20 protein-coding genes are annotated in these 20,320 nt (G+C 69.0%); 10 read left to right on the top strand and 10 right to left on the bottom strand.

Annotation, left to right across the window (positions count from 1 at the left end):
* Positions 1-6 precede the first annotated feature (6 nt).
* Genes DBV35_RS10770 through DBV35_RS10760 form a run of 3 tightly spaced genes read right to left on the bottom strand, consistent with a single transcriptional unit; the run spans position 7 to position 2,805 of the window.
* Positions 7-1,296, bottom strand: coding sequence for a TRAP transporter large permease (locus DBV35_RS10770; protein WP_108660132.1), 1,290 nt, complete (start codon positions 1,294-1,296; stop codon positions 7-9).
* A 4-nt stretch (positions 1,297-1,300) separates the two neighbouring features.
* On the bottom strand, positions 1,301-1,807 hold the full coding sequence (locus DBV35_RS10765) for a TRAP transporter small permease (protein WP_108660131.1): 507 nt from the start codon (positions 1,805-1,807) through the stop codon (positions 1,301-1,303).
* A gap of 26 nt (positions 1,808-1,833) precedes the next feature.
* Positions 1,834-2,805, bottom strand: coding sequence for a TRAP transporter substrate-binding protein (locus tag DBV35_RS10760; RefSeq protein ID WP_157961672.1), 972 nt, complete (start codon positions 2,803-2,805; stop codon positions 1,834-1,836).
* A 217-nt stretch (positions 2,806-3,022) separates the two neighbouring features.
* Between DBV35_RS10760 and DBV35_RS10755 the strand changes: the two genes are divergently transcribed.
* The 9 genes from DBV35_RS10755 (at position 3,023) to DBV35_RS10715 (ending at position 12,113) form a co-directional block, all read left to right on the top strand.
* Positions 3,023-4,189: a 2OG-Fe(II) oxygenase gene (locus DBV35_RS10755; RefSeq protein WP_108660130.1), complete on the top strand. Its 1,167-nt coding sequence runs from the start codon at positions 3,023-3,025 to the stop codon at positions 4,187-4,189.
* A gap of 43 nt (positions 4,190-4,232) precedes the next feature.
* Positions 4,233-4,775 (top strand): sigma-70 family RNA polymerase sigma factor, encoded by a 543-nt coding sequence (locus tag DBV35_RS10750; RefSeq protein WP_108660129.1) that lies wholly within the window; start codon positions 4,233-4,235, stop codon positions 4,773-4,775.
* The gene (locus tag DBV35_RS10745) at positions 4,759-5,517 is read left to right on the top strand and encodes an anti-sigma factor family protein (RefSeq protein ID WP_157961671.1); all 759 of its coding nucleotides are present in this window, start codon (positions 4,759-4,761) and stop codon (positions 5,515-5,517) included. The genes DBV35_RS10750 and DBV35_RS10745 overlap by 17 nt, the downstream gene beginning before the upstream one ends.
* A gap of 505 nt (positions 5,518-6,022) precedes the next feature.
* The gene (locus tag DBV35_RS10740) at positions 6,023-6,913 is read left to right on the top strand and encodes a DUF1402 family protein (protein ID WP_108660127.1); all 891 of its coding nucleotides are present in this window, start codon (positions 6,023-6,025) and stop codon (positions 6,911-6,913) included.
* A 313-nt stretch (positions 6,914-7,226) separates the two neighbouring features.
* Positions 7,227-7,868, top strand: a complete 642-nt coding sequence (locus DBV35_RS10735; RefSeq protein WP_108660126.1) for a GntR family transcriptional regulator — start codon at positions 7,227-7,229, stop codon at positions 7,866-7,868.
* Between the two features lie 17 nt (positions 7,869-7,885).
* The gene (locus DBV35_RS10730) at positions 7,886-9,217 is read left to right on the top strand and encodes an ABC transporter substrate-binding protein (protein ID WP_108660125.1); all 1,332 of its coding nucleotides are present in this window, start codon (positions 7,886-7,888) and stop codon (positions 9,215-9,217) included.
* Positions 9,218-9,257: 40 nt separating this feature from the next.
* Positions 9,258-10,196: a carbohydrate ABC transporter permease gene (locus tag DBV35_RS10725; RefSeq protein ID WP_108660124.1), complete on the top strand. Its 939-nt coding sequence runs from the start codon at positions 9,258-9,260 to the stop codon at positions 10,194-10,196.
* Positions 10,193-11,029, top strand: a complete 837-nt coding sequence (locus tag DBV35_RS10720; protein ID WP_108660123.1) for a carbohydrate ABC transporter permease — start codon at positions 10,193-10,195, stop codon at positions 11,027-11,029. Before DBV35_RS10725 ends, DBV35_RS10720 begins: the two co-directional genes overlap by 4 nt.
* 13 nt (positions 11,030-11,042) lie before the next feature.
* Entirely contained in the window at positions 11,043-12,113 is a 1,071-nt protein-coding gene (locus DBV35_RS10715) for an ABC transporter ATP-binding protein (RefSeq protein WP_108660122.1), read from the top strand.
* 17 nt (positions 12,114-12,130) lie between these two features.
* Here the strand turns inward: DBV35_RS10715 and DBV35_RS10710 are convergent, their stop codons facing one another.
* On the bottom strand, positions 12,131-13,516 hold the full coding sequence (locus DBV35_RS10710; RefSeq protein ID WP_108660121.1) for an amidase: 1,386 nt from the start codon (positions 13,514-13,516) through the stop codon (positions 12,131-12,133).
* Positions 13,513-13,710: a hypothetical protein gene (locus DBV35_RS10705; protein WP_157961670.1), complete on the bottom strand. Its 198-nt coding sequence runs from the start codon at positions 13,708-13,710 to the stop codon at positions 13,513-13,515. Before DBV35_RS10705 ends, DBV35_RS10710 begins: the two co-directional genes overlap by 4 nt.
* A gap of 196 nt (positions 13,711-13,906) precedes the next feature.
* Here DBV35_RS10705 and DBV35_RS10700 point away from each other — a divergent pair, with 196 nt between their 5' ends.
* Positions 13,907-14,995, top strand: a complete 1,089-nt coding sequence (locus DBV35_RS10700) for a M24 family metallopeptidase (protein ID WP_170134907.1) — start codon at positions 13,907-13,909, stop codon at positions 14,993-14,995.
* 16 nt (positions 14,996-15,011) lie between these two features.
* Here the strand turns inward: DBV35_RS10700 and DBV35_RS10695 are convergent, their stop codons facing one another.
* Genes DBV35_RS10695 through DBV35_RS10675 form a run of 5 tightly spaced genes read right to left on the bottom strand, consistent with a single transcriptional unit; the run spans position 15,012 to position 20,290 of the window.
* Positions 15,012-15,806 (bottom strand): HpcH/HpaI aldolase/citrate lyase family protein, encoded by a 795-nt coding sequence (locus DBV35_RS10695; RefSeq protein ID WP_108660677.1) that lies wholly within the window; start codon positions 15,804-15,806, stop codon positions 15,012-15,014.
* 8 nt (positions 15,807-15,814) lie between these two features.
* The gene (locus DBV35_RS10690; RefSeq protein ID WP_108660118.1) at positions 15,815-16,678 is read right to left on the bottom strand and encodes an HTD2 family dehydratase; all 864 of its coding nucleotides are present in this window, start codon (positions 16,676-16,678) and stop codon (positions 15,815-15,817) included.
* 20 nt (positions 16,679-16,698) lie between these two features.
* Positions 16,699-17,892 carry a CaiB/BaiF CoA transferase family protein gene (locus DBV35_RS10685; RefSeq protein ID WP_108660117.1) on the bottom strand — a complete coding sequence of 398 codons (1,194 nt, stop codon included), beginning with the start codon at positions 17,890-17,892 and terminating at the stop codon, positions 16,699-16,701.
* Positions 17,889-19,058 (bottom strand): CaiB/BaiF CoA transferase family protein, encoded by a 1,170-nt coding sequence (locus DBV35_RS10680; protein ID WP_108660676.1) that lies wholly within the window; start codon positions 19,056-19,058, stop codon positions 17,889-17,891. The genes DBV35_RS10685 and DBV35_RS10680 overlap by 4 nt, the downstream gene beginning before the upstream one ends.
* 17 nt (positions 19,059-19,075) lie before the next feature.
* On the bottom strand, positions 19,076-20,290 hold the full coding sequence (locus DBV35_RS10675) for an FAS1-like dehydratase domain-containing protein (RefSeq protein ID WP_108660675.1): 1,215 nt from the start codon (positions 20,288-20,290) through the stop codon (positions 19,076-19,078).
* Between the last annotated feature and the right edge of the window lie 30 nt (positions 20,291-20,320).

Raw genomic sequence — 20,320 nt, 5'->3', positions numbered from 1 at the left:
AGCCGATCAGGGCACGAAGCCGAACATGCGCGGCACCCACATGAAGGTCGCCGGCACGTAGGTGATGATCATCAGGACGACGAGCATCGCGCCGAGCATCGGCAGAAGCGGCGGGATCAGCTCCACCATGGATATTCGCGCGATGCGGCAGCCGACGAAGAGCGCGGTGCCGACCGGCGGCGTGATGAGGCCGAAGGTGAGGTTCACCACCATGATGACGCCGAGATGGATGAGGTCGAGCCCCATCGCGTCGGCGAGCGGCAGGAGGATCGGCACCAGCATGATGAGCGCCGGCGTGAGGTCGATGAAGAGACCCGTGACCAGCAGCAGGATGTTGATGATGAGGAGCAGGAGATACCGGTTGTCGGTGAGCCCCAGCACGTTCTCCGAGATCCACTGCGGCACGTTCTCGTAGGTGAGGATGAACGTGAAGATCGAGGTGGTGGCGATCAGGAAGAGCACGACCGCCGTCGTCACGATGCTCTCCCACATGAGGTTCGGGAGATCCTTCACCCGCACCTCGCGGTAGATCACCATCGTGAGGAAGAGCGCGTAGACGGCCGCGATCGCGCCGGCCTCCGTGGCGGTGAAGACGCCGCTCGTGATGCCGCCGAGGATGATGACGAGCGTCATCATCCCGAGCCCGCCATCGACCACGCGATGGAGCTTCTCGCGCGTCGTCAGCGGCGGGGTGCGCGTGTTGTGATAGAGGCGCCCGTGGATGTAGGCGATGATGAGGAGGCTGCCGCCGATCATCACGCCGGGGACGAGGCCGGCCAGGAGAAGCCCGCCGACCGAGACCGATCCCGCGATATAGGCGTAGAGGATCATCGAGATCGAGGGCGGGATGATCGGACCCATGGTCGCCGAGGCGAGCGTGAGGGAGGTCGCGAAGCGGCGGGTGTAGCCGTCCTTCTCCATCGCCTCGATCATCATGCGCCCGATCGAGGAGACGTCGGCGACCGCCGAGCCCGACACGCCGCCGAACAGCATCGACGACATGACGTTGATCTGGCCGAGGCCGCCCGGCAGGCGCCCGACGATGACTTCGGCAAGGCGCACGAGGCGGCCGGCGACGCCGCCATTGGCCATAATCACGCCGGTGAAGACGAAGAAGATCACGGCGAGCAGCGGGAACGAGTTGATCCCGAAGATCATGCGCCGGACGATCGTCATGTTGGTCATGACGTCCATCGACATCGCCGCGATGGCCGAAGAGATGCCGATCGCGAACGCGATGGGCATGCCGATCAGCATCAGCGCGACGAATGCCACGACGAGAAGCAGGACTGTCATGCGATCACTCGTAGAGCGGTTCGATGTGGGTGGGGCGTTCGATACCCAGCCAAGCGTTCAGCTGGTTGCGCACGGCGAACAGGATCATCAGCGCTCCGGAGATCGGTGCGGCGACGTAGAACCAGATGTTCGTGTAGGGGAGCGAGGTCATGAAGTCCCCGCCGAACCGCTCGGCAAGCTGGTAGCCGTAGACGAGGATGATCGCGCCGAAGGCGATGATGCCGCAATCCAGCAGCGTCGACAGCAGGCGGTGCGGGATCCCCTTCAGCTTGTCGAGGAAGAGGGTGAAGGCGACGTGGTCCTTCGCGTCGACGCCGGCCGCGGCGCCGAGAAAGCCCAGCCATATCAGGAGATAGCGCGGGACTTCCTCGGACCACGACACGACGTCGTTGAAGACGTAGCGCATGACCACCGTCACCACGACGATGACGAACAACGCCGTGGCCTGGAGCAGTGCGACCAGGCGCACCAGCCAGACGACGGCGTCGACGAAGCGATTGAACAAAGCCATCGTGGGCGTGCGCCTGCTCTCAGCGATTAATATTTGGAGCCCGATTCCAGGAGGTACTGCACCTCGTCGGAGACGCCGAGCGCCTCGCCCTGCTCCTTCAGGAGCGGCGTGACGGCATCGATGAAGGGCTGCTTGTCGGGCTCAACGATCTCGGTGAAGAGCGGACGGAGCTGCTCGAGCGACATCTGCGAGGACGCCGCCCAGGCGCCGCGCATGTAGGCTTCCGCCTCGTCCGCCGCCTTCTCGACCGCGGCCTGCTCCTCTTCGGAGAGGCTATCGAAGACGTCTTCCGAGACGAGGAGGATGTCCGGAATGCGGGCGTGCTCGTCGAGCGTGTAGTAGTCCGACACTTCGTAGAACTTCATGGCGAAGACGGAGGGGTGGTTGTTCTCGGCCCCGTCGACGACGCCGGTCTGCAGCGCGTTGTAGAGGTCGCCCCACGCGATCGGCACGCCGGTGCCGCCCATCGCCTCGATCATCTTCACCTGCACGGGCGAGGCCATCACGCGGATCTTCTTGCCCTTGAGGTCGTCCGGGGTGCGGATCGGGTTGTCCGCGAAGAAGTTGCGCGCGCCCGAATCGATGAAGGCGAGAACGCGGATGCCGCGGTCGCGCAGCGGCGCGACGAACTCATCCGCCTTCGCGGAGGTGAGATAATCCCAATAATGGTCCGCGTTCTTGAACAGGAACGGGAGCGAGAACATGTCCATCCGCTTGTCGATCTGGGACAGGTTCGAGGCCGAGACCGTCACGAAGGCGAGCGTGCCGTCGCGCAGGCTCTCCACCGATTCCACCGCATCGCCGAGGGCGCGCGCGTGGTTCACGTCGATCTTCAGCGACCCGTTGGTGAGCTGCGCCACGCGATCGGCGAAGAACTCGTGCGTCATCGAGACCGGGTGGTTCGGCGGCTGCACGCCGTTCAGCTTCAACACCCGCTCGGCGCTCGCGGTGGACACCGTGGCCGCGAGAAGCGCGGCGACGGCCACAATGCGCGTCATTCGCATAAGGACGTTCCTCCAATATTGTTTTGATGCCGCCTGATGGCGTGCTTGATTCACACAAGAGCAAATTTCCGCCCTTCCGCCAACCTTAAAGAGAGATTCCGCGGGGTTTCGCCGTTCCGGCGTGCCGGCGCGATCGGGACCGGTTAATGTCGGGGATGCGGGCCGAGCGCGGGTCCGTACACCGCCTATAATGATCGGAGCCTCACGAGCCATGAACTCGACCCCGACCGACAATTTCCGCCCCCGCCCCGCGCCCGGCGATCCCGCCCCCATCTTCACCCAGCGCAGCGCCGGAAACCCGCGCTACGCCTTCGACACGGCGGGCGGGCGCTATATCGTGATGTGCTTCTTCGGCTCGGCCGGCCATCCCCAGTCCCAGGCCGCGATCCAGGCGATGTTCGATCGCCCGGATATCTTCAACGACGACCACGCCTGTTTCTTCGGAATCAGCATCGATGCGCGCGACGAGGAGGAGAACCGCGTCGCGAACCGCATCCCCGGCTACCGCTTCATCTGGGATTTCGACCTTGGTGTCTCGCGCCTTTATGGCGTGGTGCCGAATGACCCGAACCCGCAGCCGGGCAGCATCCAGCTTTCGCGCTACTGGCTGGTGCTCGACCCGACGATGCGCGTGATCGCGAACATCCCCTTCCAGAATGACGGGCGGGACATCCAACAGGTGACCGCGGTGCTCGACGGTCTGCCGCCGGTCGACCGTTTCGCGGGGATCGAATTGCAGGCCCCGATCCTCTACCTCCCGCGCGTGTTCGAGCCGGAACTGTGCCAACAGCTCATCGGCCTCTATGAGGCGTCGGGCGGCGAGGAGAGCGGCTTCATGCGCGAGGTGGACGGGCGCACCGTCGCCGTCACCGACGCGAGCTTCAAGCGGCGCAAGGACTTCAACCTCGAGGATTCAGCCCTCAAGGGGACGCTGCAGGACCGCTTCATCCGCCGCGTCGTGCCGGAGATCCTGAAGGTCCACCAGTTCCGCGTGACGCGGATGGAGCGCTACATCGTCTCCTGCTACGCGGCCGAGGATGGCGGCCACTTCTCCGCCCATCGCGACAACACGACGAAGGGCACCGCGCACCGCCGCTTCGCCGTCTCGGTCAACCTCAACGACGATTTCGACGGCGGCGAGGTGAGCTTTCCCGAGTACGGGTCGCGCGGTTACAAGGCGCCGCCGGGCGGGGCCGTGGTGTTCTCCTGCTCCCTCCTCCACAAGGTGAGCCGCGTCACGCGCGGCCGCCGCTTCGCTTTCCTCCCCTTCCTCTATGACGACGCCGCCGCCCGCATCCGCGAGCAGAATGCCGGCTTCGTCGGCGACACCGGGTCGGGCTACAGGGCGACGGTCAGCGTCGGCGCGACGGCAGGCTGAGGGTACGACGGCTGTCGGAACGCGGTTGGAGCACGGGGACAGGATGGCGCGCAAGGGGTTCGACATCGTCGCGGAGATCGAGCCGCTGCGCCGCTATGCGCGGATCCTGACGCGCGACGAGGAGGCCGCCGACGATCTCGTCCAGGCGACCTTCGTGCGCGCCTTCGAGCGGCGGTCGAGCTTTCGCGACGGGTCCAATGTGCGGGTCTGGCTGATGTCGGTGATGCACAATCTCTTTATCGACCGCACCCGCAGCGCGAGGGCCGCGCAGGCGCGCGAGAAGGCCTGGGCGGAACTGAAGCCCGTCTTCGCGAACCCGGAAGGCGAGGCGGCCGCACGGCTGATGCAGCTTCGCGCCGCCTTCCTCTCCCTCCCCCGCGACCAGCGCGAGGCGCTCCACCTCGTGTCGGTGGAGGGGCTCAGCGTCGCCGAGGCCGGCGCGATCCTCGCGATCCCGGTCGGGACGGTGATGTCGCGCGTCGGCCGTGCGCGGGCGGCGCTGCGCAATTTCGAGGACCGGAACGCTGAACTTTCTCGGCCGCGCAATCTGCGCCTGGTGCGGGGTGGACATGACACCGAGCGATGATCCGGGGATCGAGGCCGATCTCCACGCCTATCTGAACGGCCAGATCGACCCCGAGCGCGCGTTCGCGCTCGCCGACTACCTCGCGGCCGACCCCGAGCGGGCCGCCGCCGTCCTCGCCGACGTGCGGGCGACCGAGGGGCTGCGCCTCGCGCTCGGCGAGGCCGCGACCCCGCCCCCCGGCCCGGTGCTCGCCGAGGCGCGCCGCCTGGAGGGGCGTCTCACGCGCCGCCGCCTCGCCCGCCGCGCGATGCCCTATGCCGCCGCCGTCGCCCTCTTCCTCGCCGGGTGGGCGAGCGGGGCGATGCTGTCGGCGGCGCCGGCCCCATCCGCCTCGCTGGTCGAGGCCGCGCTCGACGCGGAGGCCGCGCTCGACCTGCGCCACTGGATGGCCTCCCAGCCCGAGAGCCTCGTCCTCGACCCGCAGGAGATCACCGCTGCGCTCGGCATCGACCTGCCGAACCTGTTGCCGGACTGGATCGTGCGCGACGTGCAGATCGTCGCGACGCCCGACAGGCCGGGCGTCGCGATCGTGCTCGACACGCCCGATCTTGGCCGCATCATGCTCTTCTCGGTCGCGAAATTCGGGGCCGAGCCTGAGACGCTGCCGGACGCCTTCCAATATGAGGGGCGGACGGTCGCCGTCTTCGACCACGGCCGCTCGGCCTATGTGGTCGTCGACAATTCGGGCCACCCCGACCAGCTCTCGCGCAGCGTCGGCGAACTCGTGAGCCGCTTCAATTGAGGCGCGCGGGGGCCCGCCCCAGCCGCCAATGTGGCGCGCCGGACACCGCCGCCCGGCGACTTCGCGCGATTGTGATCACCCGCGCCGCGGCACTCTATCCCGGCGATTCGCGGCTGTGGCAGAGCGGGCGTCAGTTGGTGTATGCGTGGGCCTTCACCACACGCTTTAACCCTGTCGCGTCCCGAAATCGCCGCTGCAATGCCACGTGAACCGTTGAATTTGCCATATTCGCCGCCCGCCCTCTCCCGCCGCCCCGCGGCCCTCGGGGCCGCTGGAGCGCGCCCAGCCGCAGCCGTCTCGCGTGCGCTGCGTCTCCGGTCGGCCGCCCCGGCCCGCGGCGGAGGTCAGGCGTCGGGGCGCGCCGCAATTGGACGCCGGGCCCCGTCTTGCGCCATGATCCGGTGCAGTAGAGTTGAGAGCGAAATTCTTGCCCAATCGGGTCATGTATTCAACCCGCAGTTCGGTCACGCATTCGAACGGCCTGCAGCTCTGGGAGATCGCTAGTATGAGCCGCGCATTCGCCGTCGTGTTGCTTGCGCTGACGTTCCTGTGCGCGCCCGCCTCCGCGTGGGCGCAGGCCAATTCCGCGCCGACCACCTACGGCAAGCACGCCCTCCCGCAGGCGACGCAGGAGCGGCTGAAAGCGACGCGCACCACCATCCCGATCAAGATGCGCCGCACGCTCGACGTTCTGCGCCAGGGCCAGCTCCTGTCGAAGATCAAGCGCACAGCGGCCGCCTACGGGATCGACCCGATCCACATCCTCGGCGCCATCGTGGGCGAGCACGCGCTCAACTACGACATTCGCGACAATCTCCAGCAGGTCGCCCTCCAGTTCGCCCGGCGTATGCAGAACGTGGAGTTCTCGTGCGGCCAGGTCTCGCTTGAGCGCGTCCTCGCGATGCCCGAGTTCAAGCAGTGCCGCGGCAACTCCAACGCCTATTGGACGTGCGTGGAGTCGAACTGGTCGAAGGTGCGCGGCAAGTCGGTGGACGGGGTGCGCCTGCCGCGCCGCAACCTCACCGAATCCTGCTTCAACCCGTTCGCGACCGGCCAGACCTACGGCCTCGGCCAGCTCTCCCCGGTGACGGCGCTGAAGATGTCGGACACGACGAAGCTGCCGCCGATCACCTACAAGGACGCCGACCGCGTCTATGAGCGGATCATCGATCCGGACGAGTCGCTGAACGTCATCGCCGCGGTGATCGTGGACGCGATCCAGGCCTACCGCGCCGTCGGCGTCGACATCTCCGACAAGCCGGGCATCACCGCGACGCTCTACAATCTCGGCAACCCGCGCGAACGCGCCCGCCGCTCCCGTGGCCGCCCGAAGGTGAACTATTATGGCGCCTTCGTGGAAGACCACATCGACACGCTGCGCGATCTTCTGAACTAACCGGCGGCGCGGGCGGGACCCGCGCTCCGTTCCCAAGACTCAAGGCCGCCCCGCGAAACGCGAGGGCGGCCTTCGTCTGTTCCGATCCGCCGCCAAGGCGCCCCGAGCGCCCTGTATGCGTCTTCATCAGGCGCCTGCCGCGGATCGATCGCCCTCGCCTCCCAAGCCACACATTCCCCAGCATTTGCGCGCCGTCACCGGCGTGCGCGTGGCGCGTTCGTGGTCACGCACGGCCCAAATTTTGGCCTTGCCCGGCGTTTGGCCGTCCGTAAGATATCTTCGAGATATATCTTGAATATTCCGGACGTGACCGATGACCCTCCGCGCCAAGGCCCTCGAAATCCTGCGCGCCCGCATCCTCGGCGGGACGCTGAAATCGGGCGACTTTCTGCTGGAGAAGGAGATCGCCGCCGACCTCGACATGAGCAAGACGCCCGTGCGCGAGGCGCTGGTGATGCTGTGCGACGAGGGGCTGGTGCAGCTCTTTCCCCGGCGCGGCTACATGGTCCGCACGCCGAGCCTTGAAGAGATCCTCGACACGTTCGACCTGCGCCTCATCCTGGAGGGCGCCGCCGCCGAGCGGGCCGCCGCGCGGATCGACGCCGACGACCTCGAGCGGCTGCGCGACCTTGCCCGCTACGACTGCCGCGGCGGCGAGCACGCCCATCTCCACGGGGCCGACGCCCTCACCCACAGCTTCGACTTCCACTGCCTGATCGCGCGGGCGAGCGGGAACCGGGCGCTCGCCGAGCAGATCGAGCGCCTCCTCCACTCCTCGCGCCGGATCGCGGCCATCGGCTTCACCTATGGCGAGCACGACACGATCGTCGACGCGCTCGCCGCGCGCGATCCGGCCCGCGCCCGCCGCGCGATGGAAATCCACATCGATTCCGGTCGCGAAGCGGCCGTCTCCGCCCTCGCCGGCCGCGGCGAATCCCGATTCCCCAGCAACTGAGACCACGGGAGCTCTTCATGATTACAAGGCGTCTGTTTGTTGGATCGTCGCTCGGCGCGGCCGCGCTCAGCGGTTTCGCCTCTCCCCGTGCCTGGGCGCAGGGTGACGAGGTCGTCTTCCTCACCGAGGAAGGCACCCCCTCCTTCCGCGAATTCTGGGAAGCGGTGACCAAGGAGTTCCTCGACGAGACCGGCATCGCCGTGCGCGTCGAATATCTGCCGATCGACACCGGCCTCGCCCAGCGCCTGTCGATGATGCTCCAGGCCGGCACGCCGCCCGACCTCACCCAGGGCTACATGGGCAATGGCGCCTATTCGATGGCGCTGCGCGGTATCCTGGAGCCGATGGACGACGTCGTCTCCTACCTCGAGTCCGAAGTCGGCGACACGCTGAGCGACACCTACCGCATCCGCCTCGAAGGTTCCGACTATCTGGCCCCGCTCTGGTGCTCGGCCGGCAACATGTGGGTCCGCCGCGACCTCCTCGACGCGGCCGGAATCTCCGGCATGCCCGAGAAGTGGGACGCCTATATCGACGCGGTCGACAAGCTGAACGCGGCCGCGACCGCCGGGTCCACCGTCGGCGGCGGCAAGTCCTGGTGCACCACCTCCGACTTCCTCAACATCGTGTGGGGCAACGGCACCCGCGTCACCGGCCGCGACGATGGCGGCAAGGTCATCATCACGCTCGACGACGACGAGAATATCGAGAAGGCCGCCGAGGCTCTGAATTTCTGGAAAAAGGTCTCGGACGTCTCCGTCCCGGCGCAGGATTTCGGCTGCGGCAACCTCATCGAGGCTATGTGGTCCGGCAACGCGGCGACCGTCCCCTATGTCGGCGCGCGGCCGAAGGTGGAGGCGACGCGCAAGGGCCAGCCCTTCGCGAAGGACATCTGGCCGATGCAGTTCCCCTGGAACGCGGAGCGCGTGTCGATGGCCTCCTTCGAGGGCCTGATGTGCTTCCGCAACTCGCCGCGCAAGGATGCCGCGAAAGAGTTCGCGAAGTTCCTCTTCACCGGCGACCGCTACTACCGGATGCTCCAGCGCGACCCGCTTCACAACCTGTCGCCCTTCCCCTCGGTCGCGACCTCCGAGAAGATGCTCGACGACCCGTTCATCCAGGAACAGCTCGGCCCGGAGGTCTTCGCCGCCGTCGCCGACATCGCGAGCCGCAGCCGCACCTTCGCGGGCGAGGTCTCCCCGGTGAACACCTTCGTGGAGCCTCTCTATGGCTCGTTCGAGATGGCGACCGCCGTCTACAATGTCGTCTATGGCGGCAACGACGCGAAGGACGAGATGAAGTCCCTCGGCACGACGCTGCGCCGCCTCCTGGAGCGCCAGCAGGGATGATCCCCGCCCGCCCTCGCGGCCGAACGCGCGCGCGCCGGCCGTGACCGCCTCCCACACCACGACAGGGGTCGCCCAAAAGGCGGCCCCGCGGCGCTTCGCGATGGAGCGGCAGGACGCGATCGCGCTCCTCGCCCTCCTGCCGGCCGTGCTCCTCTTCGTGTCGGTGACGCTGATCCCGCTCGGCTGGGCCTTCAACGCGAGCCTCCACCTCATCGACCCGTTCTCGCCGGACTGGGAATGGACCGGGATCGGCCAATATGCCGACGTCCTCTCCCGCGCCGAGTTCTGGCGCGCGAGTTTGCGCAGCCTCGTCTTCGGCGCGGCCTCGACGGCGCTCCAGCTCTGCTTCGGCATCCTGATCGCGGTCGCCTTGAACCGACCCTTCCCCGGCACCTCACTGGTGCGGGCGATGGTCTTCGTCGCCTACCTGCTGCCGCCGATCGTGATCGCCCTCACCTTCAAGTGGATGACCCTTGCCCAGAACGGCGTCATCAACGACATCCTCCTGAAGGTCGGCATCCTGTCGAAGCCCGTGCCCTTCTTCGGCACGCCCGAGACCGCGCTCGCCGCGCTCGTCTTCGTCGCCTCCTGGCAATATACGGGCTTCGTCACGCTGATGGTGATCGCCCGCCTCCAGTCGATCCCCGACCGCCTCTACGACGCGGCGCGGATGGACGGGGCCGGCCCCGTCCGCCAGTTCTTCGACATCACGCTGCCGCAGATCCGCAGCGTCGTCCTCGTCGTGCTGCTCCTGCGCTTCGTGTGGATGTTCAACAAGTTCGACCTTCTCTACACGACGACGAAGGGCGGGCCCGGCGAATCCACGCGCACCCTGCCGATCTACATCTTCGAGACCGCCTTCACGAACTTCGAGCTCGGCGCAGCGGCGGCGATCGCGATGCTCCTTTTCGTCCAGCTCCTCGTGGTCGCCATCATCTTCTTCATGGTGAGCGGACCCGACACGGAGACGCGCACATGACGCGCTCGACCCTTGCCCTGCGCCTCGCGCAGGTCCCCTGGCGGCGCACGATCGTCGGCTGGGTGATCGGCATCGTGATGTTCTTTCCGGTCTACTGGATGATCATCAGCGCCTTCAAACCGGAGGTCGACCTCATGTCGCGTGTGGTCGCCTACATCCCGGAGCGGGCAACGCTCGCGAATTTCCGCGGCGTCCTCTTCGAGACGCAGTTCCCGCGCTATCTCCTCAACACGACGATCGCGGCGCTCGGCACCTGCCTCATCACCCTCGTCGCCTCCGTGCTCGCAGGATACGGGCTCGCCCGCGCGCGGCTGCGGGGCAAGGTGGTGATCGCGCGGGTGCTCCTCGTCTCCTACATGTTCTCGCCGCTGATGATCGGCATCCCGCTCTACATCCTCGGGCGGCAATACGGCCTCCTCAACACCTATCCGGGCCTCATCCTCGCCCACGTCTCGCTGACCCTGCCCTTCGCGGTCTGGCTGATGTGGAAGTTCTTCCAGGCGATCCCGGTGAACTACGAGCACGCCGCCTGGATGGATGGGGCGAGCCCCGGCCGCGCCCTCATCGACGTGGTGCTCCCGATGGCGCGGCCCGGCATGGCCGCCGTCGCCGTCTTCGCCTTCGCCATCTCGTGGGGCGACTTCACGATGGCGAGCATCCTCCTCACCGACAGCCGGATGTGGACCATCTCGACCGGGATGCTGACCTTCATCGACCAGCACAGCGTCCACTGGGGCCTCATCATGGCCGGCGCCGCGATCGCCGCGATCCCCCCTCTCCTTCTCGTCTATTTCCTGCAGCGCTACCTCATCCTCGGCCTGCGGCTTGGATAGGACCCTTTCCACGATGTCCCATCTCGCAGTCAGCGACCTGACGAAGACCTTTCCCGTCCGCGGGCGGATGGAGACGGTGCTCCACGGCGTCTCGCTCGATGTCGTGGAGGGCGAGTTCGTCTCGCTTCTCGGCCCGAGCGGCTGCGGCAAGACGACGACGCTGCGCTGCATCGCGGGGCTCGAGCGGCCGACGAGCGGGGCGATCCGCATTGGCGGCGTCGACCGCACGCGCACGATGCCCCAGGAGCGCAATATCGGCATGTGCTTCCAGGACGCGACGGTCTACCCGCACATGCGCATCCGCGAGAACCTCGCCTATCCCCTGAAGCTCCAGCGGGTTGCGCCGACCGAGCGGGCGGCCCGCGTCGAGGCGATGGCGGAGAGCCTGCGCATCACCGCCCTCCTCGACAAATATCCGGCTCAGGCCTCGGGCGGGCAGCGCCAGCGCGTGGCGCTCGGGCGCGCGCTCATCCGCAAGCCCGACCTCTTCCTCCTCGACGAGCCGATGAGCAGCCTCGACGCCAAGCTCAAGATCGAACTGCGCAAGGAGTTGAAGCTCCTCACCAATGCGCTGCGCACGACGACGGTGTTCGTCACCCACGACCAGGAGGAGGCGATGGCCGTCTCCGACCGGATCTGTGTGATGAACGGGGGGCGGATCGAGCAGTTCGACACGCCGAGCACGATCTATCTGCGCCCGGCCACCGTGTTCGTCGCGGGCTTCGTCGGGATGCCGGCGATGAACCTCTTCGCGTGCGTGTCGGCGGGCGGCGGCCTCGTGTGCGAGGGCCAGCGCCTCGCGGGCGCCCCCGCCGGGCGCACGGCCGGCGAGCGGATCACCCTCGGCGTCCGGCCGGAGGACGTCCTCCTCGGCGACGGCCCCGGCGTGCTCGATGGGACGGTCGCGCTCGTGGAGCGGCTCGGCGAGCGCACGATCGTCTACCTGACGACCGCCGTCGGCGAGGTGCGCGCCTCGATGCGCGGCGAGTGCCCCTACGCGACCGGCGACAGCGTTCCGGTGAACTTCTCCGTCGCCGCCCTCCACCATTTCGACGCCGCCGGCCTGCGGCTGCCGGCGGCGTGAGGCGCGCGGGAGCCTCCTCAGCCGTGCGGCGGGCGTTGGCGGTGGTGGTCGGTGGCGCGCTGGAAGGCGCCGACGAGGGCGAAGAGGTCCGCCTCCCCGAACGGGCGGCCGACGAGCTGGAGCCCGACCGGCAGGCCGCGCCCGGAGAAGCCCGCCGGGAATGCGAGCGCCGGGGTGCCGAGATAGTTGGCCGGCCGCATGAAGCGGCTGATGCTGCGGATCAGCGCCTCCGCGCCCGCCCCGCCGCCGACATCGGTCTCCGCCAGTGTCGGCGCGTCGAACGGGGCGACGGGCGTCAGGATCGCGTCGATCCCCTCGCACGCGGCGAGATGGGCCGCGAGCGCCGGGCCGCGGCCGCGCACCGCCTCCAGATAGTCGAGCGCCGCGTAGCCGAAGCCGTTGAGGAGACGGTTGCGGATCTGCGGCTCGAAATCCTCCGGCCTGTCGATCAGCCGGTCGCGATGCTGGCTGCACGCCTCGCTCGCGACGAGGACGAGCTGCGCGGCGCTGAGCGCCTCCTGGTCGGGCAGGCTGATGTCGACGACGCGCACGCCGAGCCCCTCGAACGTGGCGCGCGCCGCCTCGAAGGCGCGGGCGATGTCGGGCGAGAGATCCTCGAAATAGAAGGCATCCGGAATGCCGATGACGCGGCCCGCGACGGGATCGCCGGTCGCCGCGCGATAGCGGACCGGACCGGCGGGCTCGGCGGTCGGATCCGCCGGGTCGGCGCCGACGATGTGCTCGAGCACGATCGCGACGTCCTCCGCGCTGCGGGCGAGCGGGCCGATCGTGTCGAGCGAGAAGGAGAGCGCCATCGCGCCGGCGCGGGTGACGAGCCCCTGCGTGGGCTTCAGCCCCGTGACGCCGCAGAAATGGGCCGGCATCCGGATCGAGCCGCCCGTGTCCGAGCCGAGCGCGGCGAAGGCGAACCCCGCCCCGACAGCGACCGCCGGGCCGGACGAGGAGCCGCCCGGCATGTGGTCGGCGTTCCAGGGATTGTGCGCCGCGCCGAGGAAGGCGTTGTGGCCGGTGCTGTTGTGGGCGAGCTCGGCCATGTGGAGCGTGCCGAGATCGACGGCGCCGGCCGCGTCGAGCCGGGTGAGGACGCCCGCCGTCTCGTCCGCGCGCCGCGCCGCGAAGCCGCGCGAGCCGCAGGTGGAGACGCGCCCCTTGCGGAAGAACATGTCCTTGTGGGCGAGCGGGATGCCGGCGAGCGGGCCCGACGCGCGGTCGGCCCGGTCGGCGGCCGCGCGGGCCTCCTCGGCATCGAGGCGGACGAAGGCGTTGAGCCGCCCGTCCCCGGCGGCGATCCGGTCGAGGCACGCCTCGGTCAGCGCGCGGGCCGTGACCGTCCCATCCTGGCGGGCGGCGAGCGCAGCGGCGAGCGTCTCCGGCAAGGTCATCGGCGTGCGCCGCGAAGGACCACGAGATGGGTCGCCGGCTCCACGCCGAACGGCGCACGGTCGCGCCCCTGCGGCAGCGCGCCCACCACGGGCGCGGTCGCCGCGGCGATCCCCGCCAGCGACTCCTCCGGGGCACCGGACGCCCGCGCGATTGCGGCGCGAATCTCCAGCGTGGGTTTTTCAGTGTCGGTCACGTTCGACTCCAACTCTCGGATCGACGGGAACCTACGGAAGACCAGAATAAGATACAAGGTCTGATTCGAGATGAATCCTAATATCTACGTACAAAGTCGAATAGATTACAGTTGGAACTCCCGAAGTCAACTCATTGAACGCGATTTCAGTAACGATGAATACTTACGTCGCCTCACGCCGATCGGCCGCGCCCTGGTGGCGCTCGACCGGGACGTTCTTCTCGTCCACGAGGCCGGCGCCGAGACCTCGAACACGCGCTACCTCTCCGGCTTCGCGTCCGCGCCCACCTATCTCGGCGCGTCGATCACGCTCGTGTCCGCCGACGGGCGCATCGCCCTCATCACCAGCGCCATCGCGCACCGCGAGCCGATGCACTCCAACATCCAGACCGCCTGGATCGAGGACGTGCGCTGCCTCGCCTCCTCCGCGCCCGAGGCCTTCCTCGCGGCCGTCAACGACGTCCTCGCCGAGTGGGGGCTCTCGCGCGTGGCGGTCCACAAACCCGCCCTCCTGCCCCACGGCCTCCACGCCGCCCTCTTCGGCGCAGCGGGGCTCGATCTCGCCGATGCCGGCGCGATCATGCAGGACGTGCGGCGGGTGAAGTCGGCCGCCGAGCGCGACCTGATCCGCCGTCTCGGCGCGATGACCGCTGCGGGGATGGAAGAGGCCGTCGCCGCGGCGAGGATCGGCGCCACCGAATCCGAGATCGCCGCCGCTGCCCATGCCGGGTGCGTGCGGGGCGGGGCGGAGGTGATGACCTTCGGCTGCTTCGTCGCGAGCGGGCCGCGCAGCGCGCTGAAGAATGTCGCGCCGCGCCCCGACCGGCGCGTCACGCCCGGCTCACTCGTGATGATCGATCTCGGCTGCCGCTATCGCGGCTACCAGTCCGACATGTCGCGCAACATCGTGCTCGGCGAGATCGACCCCACCCTCGCCGACATGCTGGATACCTGCGACGCCGCCCTCGCGGCCGGCCACGCGGCGACGCGCCCCGGCGCGACCGACCTCGATGTCGTCGCGGCGATGAAGGCGGTGATCGCCGACCGTGGCCACGCCCGATACGACTTCACCATCGGCCACGGCTACGGGCTCGATCTCCTGGAGGAGCCGATGTTCGACGCCGCCCGTCCCCTCGTCCTCGAGGAGGGCATGTGCTTCTACCTCGAGCCGATGATCATCCCGCCGGAGGTCGGCTCGGTCTGCATCGAGGACATGGTGATGGTGTCGGCCGACGGCGCCGAGAATCTCACGCCGATCCCGACCCGGCACTGGCCGGGCGCATAGCGCGCAGGCGGGGGCCTCAGCGCCCCTCGCCCGCCTCCAGGATCGTCCGCGCGCGGGCGATCACCGGCGCGTCGACCATCTTCCCGTCGAGCTGGACGACGCCCTCGGCCTCCGACACCGCTGCAAGGACGCGCTTTGCCCAGGCGACGTCCTCCGCGCTCGGGGAGAAGGCCGCGTTCACGGCGGCCACCTGCTTGGGGTGGATGCACAATTTGGCGGTGAAGCCGAGGCGGCGCGAGCGCGCCACATCCTCGGCGAGCCGCGCCTCGTCGCCGATGGCGACCGTCACCCCGTCGACCGGCGGGACGAGATTGGCGTGGCGCGAGGCGATCGCGATCGCGAAGCGCGCCGGATCGAGCGTGTCGCCTTCGCCCGGAATGCGGGCGTCCATGCCGAAATCGAGGTTGCCGAAGGCGAGGCGCGCGACGCCCGTCACCGTCGCGACCGCCTGGACGTTGACGAGCCCCTCGACCGTCTCCACCAGCGCGATCAGCGGCCGGCCGGGCAGGCGCATCGAGACCTCAGCCAGCGCGGCAGGGCTCGCCTTCGGCACCATGATCGTGGCGTCCGCGTCCGCGAGCATCGCAAGGTCCGCCTCGGCGAAGGGCGTGTCGAGGCCGTTGATCCGCACGACCCCCGCCCCGCCGCCCGCGAACCAGGCTGCCACCGCCTCGCGCGCCCCCTCCTTTGCGGACGGGGCGACGGCGTCTTCGAGGTCGAGGATGATCGCGTCGGCACCGGAGGCGGCGGCCTTCGCGAAACGGTCCGCCCGGTCGCCGGGGACGAACAGATAGCTGCGCGGGGTCGCCATGTCGCCGCTCACGCCGCGAAGGTGGCGTCGGCCTGCATCGCAAGCTCGCCATGCGGCCCGCGCGCCCAGAGCGCAAGGCCGCCCGCCTCGCCCGCCCGCGCCTCGATCCGGAACGGGTTGCTGCAGAAGAGCGGCGACATCCCGCGGAAGGCGAAGGTGTGGAGCGGCGCGTCCGGATGGCAGCGCCCCGCGAAGCCCTGGAGGAAGGTCGCGATCAGGGGGCCATGGACGAGAAGGTCCGGATACCCCTCCTCCTCTATCGCGTAGGGCCGGTCATAGTGGATGCGGTGCCCGTTCGCGGTGAGCGCCGAATAGCGGAAGAGGAGCACTGTGTCGGGCACCACCTCCTCCGACCATGCCGCCCCGTCCGGTGCGGTGTTCGGCTTCGGCGGGGCCATCGGGCCGGCCTGCGCCTCGCGATAGACGATGTCCTGCTCCTCCTCGATGGCGAGGGTGCCGTCATACGAGATGCGATGGCCGACCTTCACGAAGACGAGACGGCCGCTGCGCCCGTCCTTCGAGGAGACGTCGAGGATCGTGCTTTCGCGGGTGGCGAGCACGCCGATCGGCAGCGGCGCGCGATAGGTGAGGCGCCCGCCCGCCCACATGCGGCGCGGCAGGGACACGTTGGGCAGGAACCCGCCGCGCTTCGGGTGACCGTCGACGCCGAGGGAACTGCGCCGCACGAACGGGTTGAAGAACATCCAGTGCCAGCCGGGCGGCAGCGTGTCGATGGAAGCGGTCGCGGTGTCGAGATCGAGCGTCGCGGCGAGCGCGTCCACCTTCTCCGGCGAGATCACCGCCGAGAGCCGCTCGGTGCGGCCGATCGCGTCCTTGTGGTCCCCATCGCTCGCAAGGGTCGTGTCGTTCATGCGTTCGCTCCTTGCGTCGCTCAGTGGATGATCTGCCGGTCGACGAGATCGTCGATGGCCGCACGGCCGAGGCCGAGGAGGGAGCCGAAGACATAGTCCTCGTGCTCACCGAGCTCCGGCGTGCCACGCTCGAAGGCGGGCTCGTCGCAGCCGGAGAAGCGGGCGGGCCGGCCGATCGCCGCACGGACCGCGCCGCCGCGCTCCGTCACGTCGACGATGGCGCCGCGGCTCCTCATATGCGCGTCCGCCGCGATGTCCTCAGTCGACCAGGAGACGTGCGCCGAGACCCCGGCCGCCTGAAGCTCTGCGGCGATCCTATCGGCATTCTGCCGGGACGCCCAGTCCGCGACGATCGCGCCGAGCGCCTCGCGGTTCGCGTGCCGGTCGGCCGCGGTCGCGAATTGCGGCGCGCGGGCGAGGTCCTCGCGGCCCATGGTGGACAGGAGCGCATGCCACTCTCTCTCCTCGCGGACAGAGAGGGTGAGCCAGCGGTCCGGCGTATCGGTCGCGAAGACGCCGTGCGGGGCACGGCAATGGTCGTCGTTGCCGAGGCGCTCGACGAGGTGGCCGGTCGCGGCGGTCATCATCGTGTCGCCGATCACCGCGGACGCCACCTCGCGCGCGGCGACGTCCACATGGGCGCCCTTCCCCGTCCGGCGCCGCTGGTGGAGGGCGGCGACCGTCGCCGCAGCCGCGTTCATCCCGACCGTGTGGTCCATCACGTGACGCATCTCGACGGGCGGGCCGTCGGGATAGCCCGTCATGTAGCCGAGCCCGCCCCACGCCCCGAAGAGCGGCGCGTAGCCCGCGAAGTGGGAATCCGGCCCGCTCTGACCGGAGGAGGAGATGGACACCATCACGATGTCCGCCTTCACCGCCGCGAGCGCCTCGTAGCCGAGGCCGAGACGGGCCATGACGCCGGCGCGAAAGCTCTCGGCCGCGACGTCGGACACAGCGACGAGGCGCTTCGCGAGGTCGATCCCCTCCGCCTTCTTAAGGTTCAGGCGGATCGAAAGCTTGTTGGAGGCGACCTGGTCGAAGGTCGCGGCCCCGGCGCGCCCGTAGACGGTGTGGGGCTTGCGGAAGATGTCGGGCCGCAGCGCGGTCTCGACCTTGATGCACTCCGCGCCGAGGAGGGAGAGCATGTGCGTGCAGAAGGGGCCCGCCGCGTGAACGGTGAAGTCTGCGATGCGGATGCCTTCAAGCGGTCTCATGCCGTCACCCTTCGCCGCCCCTCGGGCCGCGTCATGTCGAGGAGGTCCTGGTCCGCGCCGAGCACCGGCGGGGGCGCGGCGACGGGGAGCGGATCGGGGCCGAAGCGGAAGGGCGCGGTCAGCACCGGGACGGGGCCGACCCCGTCGATCCGCACATCGGCGAAAAGGTTGCGCGCCGCCTCGTGGGGGTCGGCAAGCACGTCGGCGGGGGTGTTGTAGGGCGCCATCGGCACGCCGAGACGCTGCGCGCGCGCCACGAGATCGGCGACCGCCTCCCCGCGCGCCCACGCCCTGATCCGCGCATTGAGGTCCGGTCCGCGGGCGCTGCGGACGGCCGGATCGCTCATCTCCGGCGCGAGCGCCCAGGCGGGCCGCCCCATCAGCTCGACGAGCGCCGTCCACTGGCGCTCTTCCAGCGTCAGAAGCTCCACGAACCCGTCCGCGCACTCGATCACGCCGCCATAGCGAAAGGAGCGCTGGTGGCGGTGTTCCACCGAGCCGTCGCCGAGGCGCTGGATCGCGAAGGCGCCGATCGCGACGTTCGCGTCCTGCACCGAAAGGTCGACCTCGCCGCCGCCCGCCCAGAGGGCGGAGAGGACGGCGAGGAGCGCGGTGACGCCGCCCTGGATCTCGGCGAAGCGGCCCGCGATCTTCAAGGGCGGACGGTCCGGGAAGAGATCGGCCGAGAGGCCGTTCGGCAGGAGGAAGCCCTCCCCGCTCGCGTGGATGAGGTTGATCTCGTCCCCGCTCCACCCTGCCTTCGGCCCGACCGCCCCGAAGGGCAGGACGGAGCCGTAGACGAGGCGTGGATGGGCGCGCCGCACGCTCTCGGCATCGAGGCCGAGCGCGGGCCGCGCGTCGACGGGCGTATCGAGGAGGAGGACGTCCGCCCGGTCGAGAAGCGCGGCGAACCCGGCGCGCTCCCCCGTGTCTTCAAGGTCGATGACGACGCTCTTCTTCCCGACCGAGAGGTAGGAGAAGAGCGCGCTCCACCTATCCTCACCGTCGAGAAAGGGCGGCTCGCGCCGCAGCGCCGTCCCCGACGGCGGCTCCACCATGACGACCTCTGCGCCCATCGCGGCTAGGAGACGCCCCGCGTAGGCCGCCGCCACGCCATCGGCGCGTTCGACGACGGTGATGCCGGCGAGCGGCTTATCGGTCGACATGGTCGCCATCAGAAGCCTCAGCGCACGACGGGCAGTTCGAGATCGAGGCCCGCGCCGTCGATGGTGACGGGGATGTTCGGGTCGCGCGAGGGCAGGATCACGGTCGCAAGGCCCGGCGTCGTGATCTCGCCGCGCTGGTTCTCGCCCCAGATCTCGAGGTCGACGAGGGCGTGGCGGTCCTTGTGATACTTCTTCACGACCTTGCCCTTGCACCAGGTCGAGTCGCCCATGGTGTTGAAGCGGCGCATCTCGGTGCGCACCCGCTTCAGGAACGCGGCATCGCCCATCCAGTTGGTGACGAGCGAGGCCATCCACGCCGAGCGCTGCGGGCCGTAATCATAGACGCCCGGCACGCCGACTTCCTTCGCGGTCGATTCGCGGTGGTGGCCGATGCCGGTATATTCGATGCCGCCGCCCGCTTCTGGATTGCGGAAGAAGTGGCCGGGGTGCTTCATCGCCGCCTTGAAGACGACGCCGTGCGTGTGGCCGCGCCCGCACCCGACGAGGAAGCCCATCGTGTCCATCAGCGAGAGCGGGCCGCGCACGATCGGCTCCAGCTCCTCGCCCTCATTCACGTCCTCGAAATAGCGCACGTTGGCGCCGCGCATCCGCTCGTCTTCGCGCAGGATCGCCTCGTCGATCTTCTCGTATTCTTCCTGCGTGTATTCGTGGGTCTTGATGTCCTTGTACTTGCCGGCGTCGCGGGCGGCCTTGCGCTCGTGGCGCGTGCAGGTGCCGAGCGCGCGGGCGACGAGCTCGCCGCGCTGGTTGGTGTAGGTCGCCTCGACATATTGGAGGACGAGGCGGCCGGAGAACTTGCTCTCCTTCTCCGTCACGCCGACGACGCGCTCGATGGCGCTGATCCGGTCGCCGGGGCGGACGTGGCGGAAGAGCTCCCAGTCATTGCCGGCATAGAAGCCGTGGACACCAGGAAGGCCCCAACGCGTGCGGCCGATCCAGCCGAAGGCCATCGGGAACATCGGGTGGCCGATCTGGCCGCCATAACGGGTCTGCCGACCGTACTCGGCTTCGCGATAGAGCGGGTTGAGGTCACCGATGCCGTTGCACCAGTTGCGCAGCGTGTCGGCCGTGGCGTCCTGCAGGTACGGGCCTTCGGGGCGCAGCTGAAGGCCGATCATGTCGCGCGCCTTGGCGACGGCCTCGTCCGTGATCTTGCCTTCCGCCGGGGCGTTCCCGACCTCGTATTTCGGCTTGTCGGCCGTCTCGAGCATGGTCAAGGCGCATGTCTCCTCGTTGAAGCG

Source organism: Acuticoccus kandeliae (genome assembly GCF_003073115.1).
The sequence above is the reverse complement of the archived record's forward strand: the minus strand, read 5'-3'. Positions and strand labels throughout refer to the sequence as shown.